Origin of the sequence: Sphingomonas changbaiensis NBRC 104936 (assembly GCF_000974765.1) — a bacterium.
Classification (GTDB): domain Bacteria; phylum Pseudomonadota; class Alphaproteobacteria; order Sphingomonadales; family Sphingomonadaceae; genus Sphingomonas_B; species Sphingomonas_B changbaiensis.
Genome location: NZ_BBWU01000001.1, coordinates 40,853 through 58,971 on the forward strand (window position 1 = coordinate 40,853; position 18,119 = coordinate 58,971).

11 protein-coding genes are annotated in these 18,119 nt (G+C 65.8%); 3 read left to right on the forward strand and 8 right to left on the reverse strand.

Features of this window, described 5'->3' with window-relative positions:
• The 8 genes from SCH01S_RS00195 to SCH01S_RS15625 all read right to left on the reverse strand — a co-directional run bounded on the left by SCH01S_RS00195 (window position 1) and on the right by SCH01S_RS15625 (window position 14,616).
• Window positions 1-3,219, reverse strand: coding sequence for a WD40/YVTN/BNR-like repeat-containing protein (locus tag SCH01S_RS00195; RefSeq protein WP_046346742.1), 3,219 nt, complete (start codon window positions 3,217-3,219; stop codon window positions 1-3).
• A 13-nt stretch (window positions 3,220-3,232) separates the two neighbouring features.
• A complete protein-coding gene (locus SCH01S_RS00200) occupies window positions 3,233-4,705 on the reverse strand; it encodes an efflux transporter outer membrane subunit (RefSeq protein WP_046346743.1) in 1,473 nt (490 codons plus the stop codon).
• Window positions 4,665-5,810 (reverse strand): efflux RND transporter periplasmic adaptor subunit, encoded by a 1,146-nt coding sequence (locus SCH01S_RS00205; RefSeq protein ID WP_046346744.1) that lies wholly within the window; start codon window positions 5,808-5,810, stop codon window positions 4,665-4,667. Before SCH01S_RS00205 ends, SCH01S_RS00200 begins: the two co-directional genes overlap by 41 nt.
• A complete protein-coding gene (locus SCH01S_RS00210) occupies window positions 5,803-8,994 on the reverse strand; it encodes an efflux RND transporter permease subunit (protein WP_046346745.1) in 3,192 nt (1,063 codons plus the stop codon). The genes SCH01S_RS00205 and SCH01S_RS00210 overlap by 8 nt, the downstream gene beginning before the upstream one ends.
• 147 nt (window positions 8,995-9,141) lie before the next feature.
• Window positions 9,142-10,734, reverse strand: coding sequence for a putative bifunctional diguanylate cyclase/phosphodiesterase (locus SCH01S_RS00215; protein WP_052733679.1), 1,593 nt, complete (start codon window positions 10,732-10,734; stop codon window positions 9,142-9,144).
• 10 nt (window positions 10,735-10,744) lie between these two features.
• Window positions 10,745-11,263: a response regulator transcription factor gene (locus tag SCH01S_RS00220; protein ID WP_169746337.1), complete on the reverse strand. Its 519-nt coding sequence runs from the start codon at window positions 11,261-11,263 to the stop codon at window positions 10,745-10,747.
• Window positions 11,260-13,170 carry a response regulator gene (locus SCH01S_RS00225; RefSeq protein ID WP_052733681.1) on the reverse strand — a complete coding sequence of 637 codons (1,911 nt, stop codon included), beginning with the start codon at window positions 13,168-13,170 and terminating at the stop codon, window positions 11,260-11,262. Before SCH01S_RS00225 ends, SCH01S_RS00220 begins: the two co-directional genes overlap by 4 nt.
• Window positions 13,171-13,197: 27 nt before the next feature.
• A complete protein-coding gene (locus tag SCH01S_RS15625) occupies window positions 13,198-14,616 on the reverse strand; it encodes a sensor histidine kinase (protein WP_052733682.1) in 1,419 nt (472 codons plus the stop codon).
• Between the two features lie 165 nt (window positions 14,617-14,781).
• On the opposite strand from SCH01S_RS15625, the gene SCH01S_RS00235 reads away from it, so the two are divergent.
• The 3 genes from SCH01S_RS00235 (at window position 14,782) to SCH01S_RS00245 (ending at window position 18,065) form a co-directional block, all read left to right on the forward strand.
• On the forward strand, window positions 14,782-16,173 hold the full coding sequence (locus tag SCH01S_RS00235) for a sensor histidine kinase (RefSeq protein WP_046346746.1): 1,392 nt from the start codon (window positions 14,782-14,784) through the stop codon (window positions 16,171-16,173).
• 17 nt (window positions 16,174-16,190) lie between these two features.
• Window positions 16,191-16,553, forward strand: a complete 363-nt coding sequence (locus SCH01S_RS00240) for a response regulator (RefSeq protein ID WP_046346747.1) — start codon at window positions 16,191-16,193, stop codon at window positions 16,551-16,553.
• A 72-nt stretch (window positions 16,554-16,625) separates the two neighbouring features.
• Window positions 16,626-18,065, forward strand: a complete 1,440-nt coding sequence (locus tag SCH01S_RS00245) for an aminotransferase class I/II-fold pyridoxal phosphate-dependent enzyme (protein ID WP_217995389.1) — start codon at window positions 16,626-16,628, stop codon at window positions 18,063-18,065.
• The last annotated feature ends 54 nt before the right edge of the window (window positions 18,066-18,119 follow it).

An 18,119-nucleotide genomic window follows, 5' to 3' on the forward strand; every position in this document is an offset into this window, starting at 1 on the left:
TCATTCGCCTTCTTCCTCTTCTGCTTCCTCGCCCCCGCTGTCCTTGGCGGTTCCGGCCGGCTGCGCGGGCAGGGCCTTGCGCTCGACCGGCTGCAGCCCGGCATGCTTCAGTTGGGCATTGAGCGTCGGCAGGTCGCTGTCGAGCAGCTGCTTGAGCGCGTTCAGCTGCGTGTCGAGCTGGCCGGAGAGGTCGGCGAAGACCCGCTCGCTCTGCTCGGTCGGCGGCGCGTCGGCGCTTTCGACGGTGCCGATCAGGCCGGCGAGCTTGTCGTTGAGCATGATCGGATAATTGAGCGGGTCCTGACGGCTGCGATTGCGCGTCTGGTAAATCCGTCCCTCGATCGCGCTCAGCTTCGTGTCGAACGCGGCCAGCGCGGCCTTCACCGCAGGATCGGTCGCCTTCTTCGCATCCGCGTCCGTCTGCTGTTTGATGCCGCGGATCAGCAGCACGGCCTGGTTCGCTTCTGACACGCGGGCCGAGACGCGGCTGGCGAAGTCGAAGCGGCGCTGCAGGTCGGCCGGATTCGCCTTGGCGCGCGGATCGGAGCGGATTTCGAAACTCTGTTCCTGCGCCTTGCCGTCGACGGTCAGCCGCGCCGTGTAGCGGCCGGGGACGGCCATGATGCCGCGGTTCCGGCTCGTCCACATGATCATGCCCGGGAATTCGGTGAAGCCCGGATAATGCATGTTCCAGGTGAAGCGGTTGAGGCCCTGCTTCATTGCCGCGGTCGGCACCGGCTTCGGACCGTTATCGTCCTCGTCGTCGCCGCCGCCCTCTGACTTGGGCTTTTCTTCCTTCAGACTGCCGGCGAAGCTCTGGACGAGCTTGCCGTCGGGCCCGAGAATATCGAGCGTCAGCTTCTTCGGCTCCTTCGGCAGGAAATAGTCGATCGCGACCCCCGCATCGACGTCGCGCACGGCCGGCGCAGGCGCGAACAGCTTCAGCTGCTTGTCGTCGCCGGGCCGGACCTGCCGGAGCACGTCGATATTATCCATCACCCAGAAGGACCGGCCGTGCGTGCCGATCACCAGGTCGTGATCGGTGACGGCAAGGTCCGCGACCTGCACCGCCGGCAGGTTCCGCTGCAGCTTGTGCCAGTGATCGCCGTCATCGAGCGAGACCCAGACGCCGCGCTCTGTTCCCAGATACAGCAGGCCGGGGCGCACCGTATCCTCGCGGATGCTGCGGGCGACCTCGTCGTCGGGAATGCCCTTGGCGATCGAGGTCCAGCTGCGGCCATAGTCGCTGGTCTTCAGCACATAGGGCTTGAAGTCGCCCAGCAGGTAGCGGTGACCGGTCAGATAGGCGGTGCCCGGCTTGTGCGGCGAATCCTCGATCGTCGTGATCTTGAGGTAAGGCGGCAGGCCGGCGGGCGTCACATCCGCCCAACTCGCGCCGCTGTCGCGGGTGATATGGACCATGCCGTCGTCCGACCCGGCCCAGATCACGCCCTTTTCCAGTCGCGAAGGGGCAAGGGCGAAGACCGTGCCGTAGGTCTCGACCCCGGTCTGGTCGAGCGTGATCGGACCGCCGGACGGGCCAAGCGTCGACGGGTCGTGGCGGGTCAGATCGGGGCTGATCCGTTCCCAGCTCTGGCCCTCGTTGCGCGTGCGCCAGACATGCTGCGACGCGACATAGAGCGTCTGCGGGTCCTTGGGATCGAAGACGATCGGGTAGGTCCACTGGAAACGCTCGGCGATGTCGCTCGCCGAATAGCCCATAGGATTATCGGGGTGGACGTTGATCCGCCGCGTCTGCCCGGTCGAATAATCGAAGCGGTCGAGCATGCCGCCATAGCTGCCGGCATAGAAGACATTCGGGTTCTTCGGATCGTTCGCGATATAGCCGCTTTCGCCGCCGCCGACCTCGAAGCCGTATTGGCCGCCCAGCGAGTTCACGAACTTCCAGTCGCGCGAGGGCACGCAGATGGTCGTGTTGTCCTGCTGCGCGCCGCACGCGAAATAGGGGAAGTGGTGGCTGATCGTGACGCGGTAGATCTGCGCGGTCGGGAAATCCTCCGCCGTCCAGCTGGTGCCGCCGTTGACGCTGACAATGGCGCCGCCGTCATTGCCCTGGATCATCCGTTGATTATCGTTGCCCGCGATCCAGAGGTCGTGGTTATCGCCGTGCGGCACCTTGATCTTGGTCTTGAAGGTCTTGCCGCCATCGTCGGAGCGGAAGAACTGGACGTTCAGGACGTAGACGCGATCCTTGATCTTCGGATCGGCGAAGATGCGCGAATAGTAAAAGGCGCGCTGGCGCAGATCGCGGCTTTCATTGGTGCGGGTCCAGTGCGCGCCGCCGTCGTTGGAGACGAACACGCCGCCATCGGCATGCTCGACGATCGCATAGACGCGCTGGCCGTCCACGGGCGAGACGCTGACGCCGATCTTTCCGATCGGCCCGCTCTGCGGCATGCCCGGCGCGCGGGTCAGCTCGGTCCAGGTCGCGCCGCCGTCGGTGCTCTTGAACAGGCCGCTGCCGGGCCCGCCCGAGCTCATGCCCCAGGGCTTGCGCCAGGCCTCCCATAGCGCGGCATAGACGGTGTCCGGGTGGTTCGGATCGATCGAGATATCGACCGCGCCGGTGCGCGCATCGCGGTACAGAACCTTGTTCCAGCCCTTGCCGCCGTCGGTCGTCTTGTAGACGCCGCGCGCCTCGCTTTCGGTGCCGTACGGGCCGAAGCCGCCGACATAGGCCGTGTCACAATCCTTCGGGTGAACGCGAACACGCGAGAAATTGTGCACGTCGGTCAGGCCGATCTTGTGCCATGTCTTGCCCGCGTCAGTCGATTTCCAGACGCCGTCGCCGGCCATGATGTTGCCGCGCAGCTCGGTCTCGCCGGTGGTGAGGTAGACCACGTCCGGGTTGGCCTCGCACACCGCGACGCCGCCGACCGCGGCATTGTCGAGCTGGCCGTCGGTGACCGGCTTCCACGTCGTGCCGCCATCGGTCGTCTTCCACAGGCCGCCGCCGACCGCGCCGAAATAATATTCGTTCGGCCGGGATGCGCTGCCGGCGACCGCGATCGAGCGGCCGCCCCGGTCCGGCCCGATATTGCGCCACTTGAGCCCGGTGAAGAACGCTTCGTCGCCCGTTACCGGTTTGGCCGCTTCGGCCTTGGTCGCAGCCGGCTTGTCAGTGTCTGCGGCAAGGGCCGGCCCCGCTATCAGTGCCAAAACCGAAACGCAGCCGAACCAGATTTTTGTGCCCCGCATCTTTCGCTCCCCGTTAATTGTTGTCTGCCTGTAACATAGCCGTCCGGGCCGGCAACGCGCCGTCCGGTGTGGAATAATCGCCGCCGAATGCACGCACGAGCGCGACGGTAGTCTGCATCCGCTGCGTCTGCACCGCGATCGCGGCGCGCTCCGCGTCCAGCGCCGCCGTCTGCGCGGTCACGACTTGGAGATAGTCGGCGGCACCTTCGCGATAGCGGGTCAGGGCCAGGTCGCTGGTCCGTGCGGCGGCCGCAGCGGCGCTGTTCTGGTCGGCCGCTTCGGCAGCGAGCAATCGTGCCGCGGCAAGGCTGTCCTCGACCTCCCGAAAGGCGGTGAGCGCTGTCTCGCGATAGTTGGCCGCGGCCTCGTCATATTGCGCGCGCGAGATGCGGACGCGCGCCTGGCGCCGGCCGCCATCGAACAGGTCGAGCGCGGCCGAGAGCGGGCCGAGCGCCCAGAAGCCCGCCGGTGCGCTCAACAGGCCCCCGTGGCTGCTCTCGAAGCCGCCGGCGAGCCCCAGCGTCACATCGGGGAAGAATGCCGCGCGGGCGACGCCGATCTGCGCGTTGGCGGCAGCAATCCGACGCTCGGCGGCGGCGACATCGGGGCGGCGCTGGACGAGCAGCGCGGGCGCCTCCGCAGGAACCGGAGGAGGCGACCCGACACCGGTGTCGACCGGCGCGATCGACAGAGCGGATGGAACGGCCCCAACCAGCGCCGCGATCTGGTGCTCGGTCGCGGCACGGCGGTTCGCGACGTCGGAAATCTGGGCGCGCGCGTCCGACAGCAATGTCTGCGCGCGGCTGACGTCGAGCCCTGACGAAGCGCCGCCTTCGTGCCGCGCCTGGGTGAGTTCCAGCGCCTTTGAATAAGCGCCGACAGTCTCGCGCAGCAGCGCCGCTTCGGCATCGAGTCCGCGCAGGCGGAAATAGGCGTCGGCCAGCGAAGCCTGGAGGCTCAATCGCACGGCGGCAAGATCGGCCGCGCTCGCTTCGGCTTCGGCGCGAGCGGCATGCACCGAGTTCCGCACCCGGCCCCACAGGTCGAGCTCATAGGCAAGCGAAGCGCCGGCGGTCGCGTCGGTGAAGCGGCCGGCGGCATTCGCACCGGGGCGGCGCGCCGAGGTCCGCTGCCGCACCGCATCGGCGGAGGCGGTCACGGTCGGGTACAGGTCGGCGGCTGCTTCGCCGGCTGCAGCGCGTGCGGCATCATAGCGCGCCACTGCGGCGGCGAGCGTGGGGCTCGCGCCTTCGATCCGGGATTCGAGGCCCTCCAGGACGGGATCGGCGAACAGCGTCCACCAGGCGCCACGGGGCGCGGCGTCGAGCGGGGTCGCCGCCGTCCAGCCGGTGGGCGCTTCCTTGTAGGCGGCGGGCACGGCGACTGTGGGCGGCGCATAAGCGGGTGCCAGCGAGCACCCGGCAAGCAAGAGCAGAAGAGCCGTACTAGCTGCGCGCACGGGCCTCGACCTTGAGCTGGTCGCCATTCTCGATCGCGTCCGGCGGCGTGTCGACGACCTGCTCGCTGCCGGTCAGGCCGGAGACGACCTCCACTTCCTTGCCCTGATCGCGGCCGATCTTGATCGCCTGCAAGCGTGCACGGCCGTTCGCGTCGAGGACGACGACAGTGGGGCCGGATTCGCGGAACAGGATCGCGCTGCCCGGCAGGCGCAGCGTGCTTTCGGCGCCGGACAGCGGGAATGTGACCTGGGCATAGCCGCCCGGCTTCAGCGCGCGATCGCCATTGTCCGCCTGGAGCTCGACCAGCACCGTGCCCGATTGCGGATCGACCGCGCCCGCCGTGCGGACAAGGACGGCGTTGAAGGTGCGCCCGGGATATTCGGGCACCGTCAGCTTGGTCGACATGCCCGGATGGATCTGCGCCGAAAAGCTCTGCGGCACGCGGACATAGATGCGCATCCGGTGCACGTCGGAGACGGTGAAGAGCGGCTGCGACGCGGCGTTGCCGGACGTGACGAGCGCGCCGATCTGGGCCGAGCGGCTGGTCACGACGCCCGGAAAGGGCGCGGTCAGCCGCTCGAAGCCCTGCATCGCGCGCAGCCGCTTCACATTGGCGAGCTGGGCATTCGCGACCGCGGTCTTGGCCGCATAGTCGCCGGCCTTTTCGTCCGCTTCCTGATGCGACACCGCGTCCTTGCGCAGCAGCGTCTCCCACCGCTCGGCAGTGGTGCGCGCCAGCTTTTGATTGGCGACGGCGGTCTGATAGTCGGCCTGCGCCTGGGCGAGCTGCTGGTCGATTTCGGGCGCGTCCAGGATCGCGAGCGTCTGGCCGGCGCCGACCGTGTCGCCGATATCGACCAGCCAGCGCCGGACATAGCCGTTGGTGCGCGCGAAGATCGGCGCGCTATTGAACGCCTGGACGTTGCCGGGAAGCTGCAAGGTCGCTTCGCCTGCACCGTGCTTGGGCTTGACGACCTTCACCGTCTGCACGGCATTGTCGCGGGCGGTTGCGGCCAGCTCGCGATCGGTGTTCATGCGCGCGGTCACGCCAACGCCAACGACTCCGATCGCGACCATGGCTGCGATCAGCCCGGTGCGCTTCAGGGTCCGGGACTGCACTTCATCAAGCATGTACGGGTTCGAGCTCCTTCGGCGCCTCGGCCGCGCCTCCGCGGCGGTGGACGAAGTTGAAGACGGTGGGAACGAAGAAAAGCGTGGCGACCGTCGCGACGACGAGGCCGCCGATCACCGCCCGGCCCAGCGGCGCGTTCTGCTCGCCGCCTTCGCCGAGGCCCAGCGCCATCGGCAGCATGCCGATGATCATCGCCAGCGCCGTCATCAGCACCGGGCGGAAGCGGACAAGGCCGGCTTCCAGTGCCGCCTTGGTCGAATCGCCGAGTTCGGCAAGCCGCTCGCGCGCGAAGCTGACGACCAGGATGGAGTTCGCCGTCGCCACGCCCATGCACATGATCGCGCCGGTGAGCGCAGGCACCGACAGGGTCGTCCCGGTCGCGAACAGCGTCCAGACGATCCCGGCAAGTGCGGCGGGAAGGGCGGTGATGATCACGAACGGATCGAGCCAGCTCTGGAAGTTCACGACGATCAGCAGATAGATCAGCACGATCGCGCCGATCAGGCCGAAGGCGAGACCCGAAAAGGCGGCGTTCATTGTCTGATACTGGCCGCGCATCGTGACGGTCACGCCCTTGGGCTGCTCCTTCTTCAGCGCATTGATTGCGCGCTGCACGTCTGCCGAAACGGCGCCCAGGTCACGGCCCGCAGGCGCCGCGAAGATGTCGACGACGGGCTGCACGTCATAATGGCTGACGACCGGCAGCGTGCTGCTGCGGCTGACCTTGGCGATGCCGCCCAGCGTCTGTGTAGCGGAGCCATCTCCGCCGGAAATCGGGATCCCTTGCAGCGCCGACATCGATCCGACACGATATTCCGGCGTTTGCGTCACGACCGAATAGGACACGCCGTTTTCCGGATTGAGGTAATAGACAGGCTCCGTCGTGCCGGTGCCGGCCAGCGATGTGGCGAGGCTGGACGTGACGTCCTTTTCAGTGAGCCCGTACTGGCTGATGCGCGAACGATCGATGTCGACATTCAGCTGCGGCGCGCGCGCCGGCTGCTGGATGCGCGCATCGGCGAGGCCGGGGATCGTGCGGATGCGGCGCAGCAACTTTTCGGCAAAGGCAGCGCTCTCTTCCAGTTTGCGCCCGCTGATCTGGACGTCGATCGGCGCCGGCGCGCCGAAGTTCAGGATCTGGCTAGTGATGTCGGCCGGCAGGAAGGAAAAGGTCGTGCCGGGGAAGCTGCGCGGCAGCTCGCGCCTCAGCTTCGCGACATATTCGTCTGTGGGGCGATGGCCTTTGGTGAGCGCGATCAGGATATCGCCGTCCTGCGGGCCGATCGTGCCGGTGTTGTTGTAGGTCGTATTGATGGAGCTGACCGGCAGGCCGATATTGTCGGCGACTGAGAGCAGGTCGCCGGGCGGGATGATCTCGCGGATGCGGCGCTGGATACGGTCGAACTGGGCCGCGGTGTCCTCGACGCGCGACCCGACCGGCGCGCGGACATGGATCATGATCTGGCCGGAATCGACGTCCGGGAAGAAGTTGCGCCCAAGGAACGGCAGCAGCGCGAACGATACCAGCACCAGGCCCATGAAGCCCAGCATGAACGGCTTGCGCCGGGCAAGCGCCTCGCCGAGCAGCGCCGCATAGGTGTGACGGACACGCTCGAAGCGCGCCTCGAACCCGCGCTGGAACCGCACCAGCGGATTGCGCGAACCGGGCGATCCGGCCGCGTGCACGTCCTCGCCCGGCGCATGCGGCTTCAGCATGTACATGGCCATGGTCGGCACCAGCGTGCGCGACAGCACGAACGACGCGATCATCGCGAACACGACCGCCAGCGCCATCGGCACGAACAGGAAACCTGCGACCCCGGGCAAGAAGAACATCGGCACGAACACGATGCAGATGCAGAGCAGGGAGACGAACGCCGGCGTCACGATCTGCGCGGCGCCGTCGGTGATCGCCTGGATGACGCCTTTGCCCTGCTCGAGGTGCCAATTGATGTTCTCGATCGTGACCGTCGCGTCGTCGACCAGGATGCCGACGGCGAGTGCGAGACCGCCCAGCGTCATCACGTTGAAGGTCTGCCCGGTCGCCGCCAGGCCCGCGATGGCTGCGAGGATAGAGAGCGGGATCGATAGCGCGATGATGACCGTCGAGCGCCATGAGCCGAGGAACAACAGGATCATCAGCGAAGTCAGCGCCGCAGCGATCACGCCTTCGTGGACGACGCCGCTGACCGCCGCCCGCACGAACAGCGACTGGTCGCCGACCGGCACGATCTTCAGCGCGTGCGGCAGCCCCTCCATGATCTTCGGTAATTTGTCCTTCACGCCCTGAACGATCGACAGCGTCGACGTCGCGCCGTTCTTCAGGATCGTGATCAGCACCGAGCGGTTGCCGTCGACATGGACGATGTTGGTCTGGGGCGCACTGCCGTCCCGGACGTGCGCCACGTCGCGCAGGTAGATGGTCGCGCCGTTCACGACCTTGACCGGCAGGTTGTTCAGCTCTTCGACCGAGGCCGGCGCGTTGTTGAGCTTCACGGCGTACTGATAGCTGCCGATCTTCACGGAGCCGGCGGGATTGATCTGGTTCTGCGCGCCGATCGCAGCGGTCACGTCGGGCGCGGCCAGCCCCTTGGATTGAAGCGCGGCGGAATCGAGATCGACCTGGATCTGCCGCTGCTTGCCGCCATAGGGCGCCGGCATCGCGATGCCCGGCACCGAGATCAGCTGGATCCGCACCTGGTTCATCGCGAGATCGTTCAATTGCTGCTCGGTCATCCCCTGTCCGGAGAGCGCCAGCTGCATGATCGGCACGGTCGATGCGTTGTAGTTCAGGATCAGCGGCGGCGTCGCGCCCGGCGGCATCTGCCGCAGCACCGTCTGGGATACGGACGTGACCTGGGCCGTCGCCGTGCGGATATCGGCCCAGGGCTGAAGAAAGACCTTCACCACGGCGATGCCTTCGAGCGACTGACTCTCGACATGCTCGATATCGTTGACGGTAGTGGTGAGGGTGCGTTCGAACGGTGTGATGATCCGGCTAGACATCTCGGCAGGCGGCAGGCCGCCATATTTCCAGGCCGTGGCGATCACCGGCACCGGAATGTCGGGGAAGATGTCGACCGGCGTCCGGATCGCGGCCAGCACGCCGACGATCGCGATCAGCAAGGCCATCACGATGAAGGTAAGCGGGCGCCGCAGCGCTACGCCGACAATGCCGATCATGCACGACTCCGGACCGAACCGTGGCCGCCCCACCGGACGGTTCGCCCAAATGACCGATGACCGAAGTCGAGCACCCCCTGCCCGAATCTTGGTCGCGGCGCTCTTGCCCGATTTATTTCATGAAGTCCAACACCTAACCGCGAACGATCAGAGCGAACGGATTGGCTGAACCTCGTCCGGCGTCGGCAGGGAAAGCGGTGCCGGAAAATGGCCGTGCACACCGGCGCCGCCGCCGACGTGGCGGTCGCGATAGGCGAGCAGGTCGTCGAGCGGCATCGGCATGCCGATCTCGTATCCCTGCAGCAGGTCGCAGCCCAGCAGCTGGAGCAGCCGGACCTGCCAGTCGCTCTCCACGCCTTCGATGACGACCCGCATGTCGAGGCTGTGGCCGAAATCGATCATCGAGCGGATGATCTGGTTGGTCTTACGGCGGTCGCCGACGTTGCGCAGGAAAGATTTGTCCAGCTTCAGGCCGTCGAGTTCGAAATACTGAAGATAGCTGAGCGACGAATAGCCGGTGCCGAAATCGTCGAGGAACACCTTGATGCCCAGTTCGCGCAGGCGGTCGACCGACTGCCGGGCGGCATCGAGGTTTTCGATGAGCACGCTTTCGGTGATCTCGATGCTCAGCAGTTCGGGGCGCACCCGCGCGAGCAGCAATTTGTCCATTAGCCGGGAAACGAACTCCGGCTTGCGGAAATAGACCGGCGAGATGTTCACCGCGATCGGCGAGGACTTCAGCTTCGCGATCGCGGCCAGCGCGGTTTCGATCGTCCAGTCGGTCAGCGCGTTGATCTGGCCGCTCGCTTCGGCGGTCGAGATCAGCGCCGCCGGCGTCACGTCGCGCAACGCCGGCGCCTGTGAGCGGAGCAGCGCTTCCGCGCTGCTGAACGCGCCGGTGCGCGCGTCGATCAGCGGCTGGTAATGGAGCGAGAACAAATTCTCGAGCATCGCCTTGCCAAGCTCGATCCGCACCGAGCTCTCGCGCGTCTGATGGCGATCCAGCGCATCGTCGAACAGCCTGTAGCGCCCGCCCGGCGAGCCCTTGGCCGCGTACATGGCGAGGTCGGCGCGGCGCAGCAGCTCGCGGGGGTTGAAGCGCGTCGGATCGCCAAGCGCGAGCCCGACGGACGCGCCGATCTCCACCTGATGGCCGTCGATCAGGTAGGGCGCGCCCACCGCTTCGACGATCGCGGCCCCGTATTGCTCGGCACGCCTGTCGGCGCTCCACGCGATCACCGAAGCAAATTCGTCGCCGCCCAGCCGCGCGAGCGCGATCGTCTGTCCGACCGCTTCCGACGCGCGCTGCGCCACCTGTTTCAGCAGGTCGTCGCCGGCCTTGTGGCCGAGCGTGTCGTTGACGTCCTTGAACCGATCTAGGTCGAAGAACAGCAGGATCAGCATTTCATGCTCGGCGACCCGGGGATCGTCCAGCACCGCGTCGAAAGCGGACCTGTTCATCAGGCCAGTCAGCTGATCGACGTGCAGCAGTTCGCGCAGACTTCCGTTGGTCTCATTGAGCGCGCGCATCTGCACGCGGGCCCGCGCGCCCGCCGCCGCCATGCCGGCCAGGCCCGCCGCTGAACCAAGGCCGGCGGCGACCGCGAGCCCCGACAGGCCGAGCATGTGGACACGGTCCAGGATCAGCGCCACGACCGACAAGGCCATGGCAGCAAGCGACAAGCTGCTGCGGATGTGGGGCAGCCGGGCTTCCGTCGTCTGCAAGAATGTCTTGCTCATGCTCGGCGGCTCACCCCTTCGTCGCCGACTGGGGATCGTCGCGGTCGCGGGCGATCGCGATGAACATCTGACGGGTCTGCTCGCCCAGCTTGCGTTCGGCGTGCAGTTTTTCGACCGTCAGCGTGTCGATCGCCTCGCGCTGGTCCAGGTGAACGGACATGCGAGCGCGCAGGATCGCAAGGCTGATCGGCTTCAGCATATAGTCGTTGGCGCCCTCGTTGATCGCGGTGACCACTGACATTTCCTCGCCCATCGCGGTGCACATGATCACCGGAAGGCGCGTCTTGGGATGGGTTTCGCGGATCGCGCGCAGCGTCTCGAGGCCCGAAAAGCCGGGCATCATCCAGTCCAGCAGCACGATGTCGGGCGTGCGGCGCGAGATCAGCGACAGCGCCTCGCGCCCGCTTTCCGCGTGGACGGTCGCATAGCCGCTCGACTTCAGCGCACGGTCCAGCAGCACACGGTTGTCCTCAACGTCGTCGACGATCAGGACGACCTTCTGCACCGGGATTGAAGCAGGGGCGTTCACAGCACCAACTCCTTCAACGATTGAGCAATTTCGCGGGGCGTCGAGGCCGCCTTCGGAAAGAAGCGATGGCCGGCCGCGGCCAGGCGGCGATGTTCCTCGATCGTGATGTCGCAGCCCGACACGACGATCAGCGGCACGTCGCGAAGCTCTTCCGTGGCCGACAGCCGGTCCAGAACTTCAAATCCGTTCATGACCGGCATGGCCAGGTCCAGCACGATCGCATCGGGCCGCATTTCGGCCGCCATTGCCAGGCCTTCGGCGCCGTCGGCCGCGCGCCGCGCCGAAAAGCCGACCTGGGCGACGCTGCGCGCGAGCAGGTCGGCGGAATCATCGTCGTCGTCGATTACCAGGACTTCGCCGGTCGCGCGCAGGCGATAGACGTCGAGCACGCTGCGCAATTGCTGCGCGGTGATCGGCTTGCGAAGATAGTCGGTCGCGCCTGCTCGCAAACCGCGCGCCCGGTCATCTTCAACGGTGATCAGGATGGTCGGGATATGGCCGATGTCCGGATCGGCGCGGAGCTGCTCCAGCACCTGATAGCCGGACGCCCCCGGCAGCAGGACGTCGAGCAGGATGAAATCCGGCCTGTGCGTGCGCGCAAGCTCCAGCACGTTGTCGGCACCATTGGTGAAGACGACATTGTATCCCATCCGCACCAGCCAGCGCTGCATCAGCTCGACCGTCGCTTCGTCGTCGTCGACGACCAGCGCGGTGTGTTCGGCGCTCGGCGTCTTGACCAGCATTCCGACCGACTCGCTCGATTTTTCGCCGGCTGCGGCGGTCCGGCTGGCGGAATCGCCCAGCGGCAGGAGCATGCGGAACGTCGATCCTTCGCCCACGACACTTTCCACCGTGCAGTTGCCATCCATAAGTCCTGCCAATCTCTGCACAATCGAAAGACCAAGCCCGGCGCCGCTGAACTGCCGCGTCGCGCTGCCGTCCAGCTGACGAAACGCGTCGAAAAGGCCGCCGATGTTTTCCGGCGCGATGCCGATCCCGGTGTCGCTGACCGCGAACTCGATCCACGACGAACCGCCGCGCTCCAACGGAGAAATCCGAAGAGCGACGGAGCCATCGCGCGTGAATTTGAAAGCATTGCCAATCAGGTTGATCAGGCAACGCCGCAATTTCGCGGCATCGCCGATCATGATGCTGATGCCAGGGTCGACCGTCAGCTCGAAGCGATTGCCGTTCGGCGGATCGCCGGCCCCGCAGGCGCTCGCGACGGCGGCGGCAAGCGCCTGCACGTCGATCGCGACCCGCTCGATCGTCATCCGCCCGGCGTCGATCTTCGACAGGTCCAGAATGTCGTTGATCAGCGCGAGCAGCGTGCGGCCGGCCTGCTGAATCCGGTCCAGGTCCGCCATCGCGGCGCTTTCGCCCGCTTCGCTCGCATCTTCGTGGAGCAGCATCGCGTAGCCGAGGATGGCGTTCAGTGGCGTGCGCAGCTCGTGGCTCATCTTCGCGAGGAATTGGGACTTGGCGAGATTCTGGTGATTGGCCTGCTCACGCGCGCGTTCGAGCTCGTCGATCATGGTGCGCGAACGGCGCATGATCTCGCGAATCCGGCGGCGCAGCAGCTTCACGTCGCCCTCGATCTGCGGCCGGGTCATCGCCTGGCCACGCCGCCAGCGGAAGCTTTCAAGATCCTGGCCATCGAGCTGGTCCAGCAGCAGCTCGACCGGCTCGACGGCAAGCCGCGCAATTGCGCCAGACAGAATCCAGCATGCAACCGCGGCCGTCAGGATGCCCGACGAAAGCGCCGCGAGCGCGCCGAATTCGCTGGCCAATGCGGTCACGACGACCACGACCAGCGCCGCCGCCAGCATCGGCCCGGCGATCGAACGCCGGGCGGCGCCGAACAGCCGCGGGCGCGCCTTCAGGTCGTCGAGTGCCTCAAGATTCATGACAGGCGTCCGCTATGCTCTGCGACATCACGCCGCCTCCCCCGCGGCGGGCGGGGCCGAAGGCGTGGCATCGCTCTCGGCGCGCCGGGATGCAACGATCGGAATCTGGATGGTGAAGCTGGTGCCGACGCCGCGTTCGGAGCGCACGTCGATGGTGCCGCCCATCATCTGGCAGAAGCGCTTGGTGAGCGCGAGGCCGAGGCCGGTGCCGCCGAATTTGCTGACCGTATCGTTCTCGGCCTGGCTGAAATCCTCGAAAATCCGGCGCAGGCCTTCCTCGCTCATGCCGATGCCGTTGTCGGTCACTTCGAGCGACATGAAATCGCGGCGGCCGCTGGACCGGCGGAGCACGGTCAGCATGATCGTGCCCTTGGTGGTGAACTTGGCGGCATTGCTCAGCAGGTTGAGCAGTGACTGACGCACCTTCAGCGCGTCCAGATCGATCGTGCCCAGATCCTCCGGCATGTTGACGATCATGCGGTTGTCCCGCTTCATGACCAGCGGAGAGGCGGTCGCGATCACTTCGTTGATCAGCGACGTGACGTTCACAGGCTCGGTGGAAAGCTCCAGCCGGTTCGCCTCGATCGACGACAGGTCCAGCACATTGTTGACGAGCGCCAGAAGATGCCGGCCCGCCGCGTGAATGCGGTCGAGGTCCTGCATCTTGCGGCTCGCGTCGGCCTGGTCCTGGAATGTTTCGCGCAGCATTTCGGCATAGCCGATGACCGCGTTGAGCGGCGTCCGCAGCTCATGGCTCATCTTGGCCAGAAAGATCGACTTGCGTTTGCTCGCCAGCTCGGCCGCTTCCATCGCCTCGCGCACGAGCTGGAGCTTGCCGCGCTGATCGATCGTCTCCTGCTCAAGGCTGAGACTGATGCGCATGACCGTTTCGTAGTACAGCGCCAGGATCGTCATGTAAGCGAGGGCTGCGAGGATGGAGAACGTGTTCGCCAGCTGCAGGTCTTGCGCCGACAGCAGGCTCGGGAACTGGCCGTAGAAGATGCGGGTGCCGATGAACACGCCGATCTGCAGCGCGATGCCGGTCAGGACCAGCTTGATCGATTCCGACAGGTAGAAGAAGCCCAGCACCATCGCGATCAGGAACCAGGGCAGCAGCGGCGAGCTGATTCCCCCGAAGGAGAATGACCCGAACAGGCTGAGCCCGACCAGCATCTGCACGCTGGTCATCGCCGGCAGGCGCATGCTCCCGCACGCGCGCAGCAGGAAAGGAATGCCGAAGAATCCGGCGACCATTCCTTCGGTCACCCAGAATTGCCAGGTCGCGCCGGCGGCGGTGCGCGCAAGGAAGAAGGTCACGCTGTGGCCCATCAGCGGGCCCGCGAGGTGCAGCATCACGAAGGTGCGCGCCATCAAGCGATCGGAGTCGCTTTCCAGCATCGCCGCCGGGATGAACCAGTCAATGATGCGGTAGATTGGCTTATGCATCGAAGGCCCCTGAGGATCGGGGCAGCGATAGAGGGAGATGCTTAAGAAACAGCGAATGACGCGCTTAACGCGCATTTAAGGGCTTTGCCCCTATCGGATGCCAAACGGGCGGTTGACCTTCTTTCCGACGGTCTGCCCGCGGTTCGATCGGAACAGGCACGGCAGATGCAATTGGTGAAACCCAAATTCAGCCTCAGCGGCTTGCTCGATTATTTCATCCCGCCGGAAATGCGGGTGAATGCCGAAGCGCACCGCCGCGCGCGCATGTTCATGCTCAGCCACGTGTTCGGCCCGATCCTGGGCAACACGATCCCGCTCTATCTGGTGATCGCCGATATCTCGCGCGATTACCGGGCGGGCGTGTTCTTCCTGTCGATCCTGGCATTCTGGATCTACCCGTTCGCGCTGCGGGCGACCGGCCGCTACCAGCTGCTCGCCTTCCTTTCGGTGCAGAACCTGATCTTCTGCGTGCTGTGGGCCTGCTATAGCTATGGCGGCGTCAGCTCGCCCTTCCTGCCGTGGATCCTGATCTTTCCGCTGCTGGCCTTTCTTTATCTGCCGCCCAAGGGGTGGGTGCGGAACCTGTTGCTGGCGCAGATTTTCGGCAGCGTCGCGCTGTTCCTGCTGCGCTGCTTCGGCGGCAAGCCGCTGCCCGCCGCGAACCTGCACGATTTCCAGGTGATCGGCATGATCTCGATGGCCAGCGTCGCGATCTATTTCGCGATGATGTCGCTCTATTTCGCCAAGATGTTTCATGAGCAGCGGGAGTTCACCCGCGAGCTGAACTCGCTCGTCTCGACCTCCGACAATCTGCGCAACCTCACCGCTGCGGCCAACCAGGCAAGCACGGCCAAGGCCGATTTCGTCGCCGGCATGAGCCACGAGCTGCGCACGCCGCTGAATGCGATCATCGGTTACAGCCAGCTGCTGCTCGAAGAGGCCGTCGACGAAAATGACGACATGACGGTCAAGGATCTGAGCCATGTTCATAAGGCCGGATCGGACCTGCTGCGCCTGATCGACGACATTCTCTCCTATTCCCGGATCGAAGCCGGCAAGATGCCGGTTCACGCGACGCTCGGGTCGGGCGAGGCGCATCTCGACGCCTGGCTCGGCGACCTGGCCGGACTGATCGGCGATTACGAAATCGAAGTCGCCGGCGGCGATGGCCTGACCCGGTCGATGCTGCTGGATTGGACCGCCACCGGATCGGCGGTGCGCCACCTGGTCAGCGGCATCGCCAGCCAGCACGGCAGCGGCAAGCTGCTGCTCAGCTGCGAGGCCGGCGCCGACCGTTCGATCGCGTTCACCTTCGTCGACACCTCGAAGCAGGGCGAGCCGCGACAGACCATGATCATTCGCGAGATGTTCGAGCACGGCGACGATGCGTCCCCCACCAAGTATGGCGGGACCGGGATCGAAATCGCGCTCGCCTATAAATTCGCCCAGTTGCTGGGCGGCACGATCGCATCGACCCGGCTGGACGATGGCCGGCCGGCGACGGTTCTCACTCTTCCCGAACACATCTCCGCCGCTCCGCAGCCGCTCGCCGCGTGAGAGCCGAAAGACCGACCATGAAAAAGATCCTGATCGTCGAAGACAATGAGCTCAACCGCGACATGCTGCGCCGCCGCCTCGAGCGGAACGGCTATGAGGTCGAATGCGCGGTCGACGGCCCGCAGGGCATCGAGATGGCGATCGCCGGACAGCCCAACGTCATCCTGATGGACGTCGCGCTCGGCGACATGGACGGGTGGGAAGCGACGCTCGCGATCCGGCACGACGATCGCACCGCCACCATCCCCGTCATCGCGCTGACCGCCCATGCGCTCGAAAGCGATCGGCAGAAGAGCGTCGAAGTGGGCTGCGTCGATTTCGAGACCAAGCCTGTGTCGCTGCCGGACCTGATCCGCAAAATAGAGTTGCACGCGCGTTAACCACGCCTGGTCGGCGATCATTACGAATCCGAAGTTAATCCTGTTTGTGATTGTATTCAGTGGGGCAACATCATGATCGGTGACGGCACCGCGCCTGAATTTGGGGCGCTCGAAGGCAGCATGCGCGATTTTCGCTATCTGCCCGGCTCTGACCTGCTGACGCGGGTCGACGCCTTCTACGACTGGCAGCAGGCGCGCCGCGCCGCCGGCGTGTGGCCGCTGGGCCGCTCCACGGAGCTTGGCGCGCACAGCCGCTGCACCGCGCGCACCGACGAAGGCGCGCTGTTCGAAGGCGTTAATTTCGCGAGCCAGGACTATCTGAGCCTGTCTTCGCACCCCGCGATCCTCGAGGTTGCGATCGAGACAATGCGCGAGTTCGGCGTGCACAGCGCCGGGTCGCCCGCGCTGGTCGGCAACACCTCGCTGTCGATCGCGCTGGAAGAAAAGATCGGCGCGTTCCTCGGCTACGACCATGTCGCGCTGTTCCCGACCGGCTGGGCCGCCGGCTTCGGCGTGATCAAGGGGCTGGTGCGGCCGAACGACCATATCGTCATGGACGCGCTCAGCCATGCCTGCCTTCAGGAAGGCGCGCAGGCTGCGACCCGCAACATCCATCTGTTCCGCCACAACCAGATCGAAGGCGTGCGCCAGAAGCTCGCCAAGATCCGCGCTTCCGACACCGAAAACGGCATCCTGCTGATCACCGAGAGCCTGTTCTCGATGGACTCCGATACGCCGGACATCGCCGAGCTCCAGCAGCTCGCGCATGAGTTCGGCGCGACCCTGGTCGTCGACGTCGCCCATGATCTCGGCAATCTCGGCCCGACCGGCCGCGGCTTCATCGAGATCCAGAACATGCTCGGCAAGGTCGACGTGGTCATGGGCAGCTTTTCGAAGACGTTCGCCTCGAACGGCGGCTTCGTGGCCTCGCGCGGGCGCAGCGTGAAGGAATATCTGCGCTATTACAGCTCGCCCAACACCTTCTCGAACGCGATGTCGCCCGCCAATGCGGCGATCGTCGGCAAGGCGTTCGACATCGTGTCGTCGGACGAAGGCGCTGCGCTGCGCCGCAAGCTGATGGACAATATCCTGATGCTCCGCAGCCTGCTGAACGGTTGCGGGCTCGAGACCTATGGTGATCCGTCCGCGATCGTCTGCGTCAAGATGGGGAGCGAATCGCTCGCCCGGCTCACCAGCCGCCGTCTGCCGGCGTTGGGCATGCTGGCCAACCTGGTCGAGTTCCCGGCAGTGCCCAAGGGGCAGGCGCGGTTCCGGCTGCAGGTGATGGCGCGGCACAGCCAGCATGACATCATCGATGCCGTCCACCGGCTGGCGACCGCTGCCGCCGACGCCGGCGAAGACCAGCGCGCGCTCGATGAAGGCGCGGCCTCGCTCGCGTCGCTTGCCAAGGATCGTCCGCTTCCGGTCAAGCTGCCCACGCCCGCCGGCGATGCAGCCGCGCCGCTTCCCCAGGCGCCTGCCGCTCCTCGGCGCGGTTCGATCGCCGCTTAGCCTTTACAGCATATTTACCCCGTCCAGCTAATTCCGCTGGCGAAAGGAACTCGT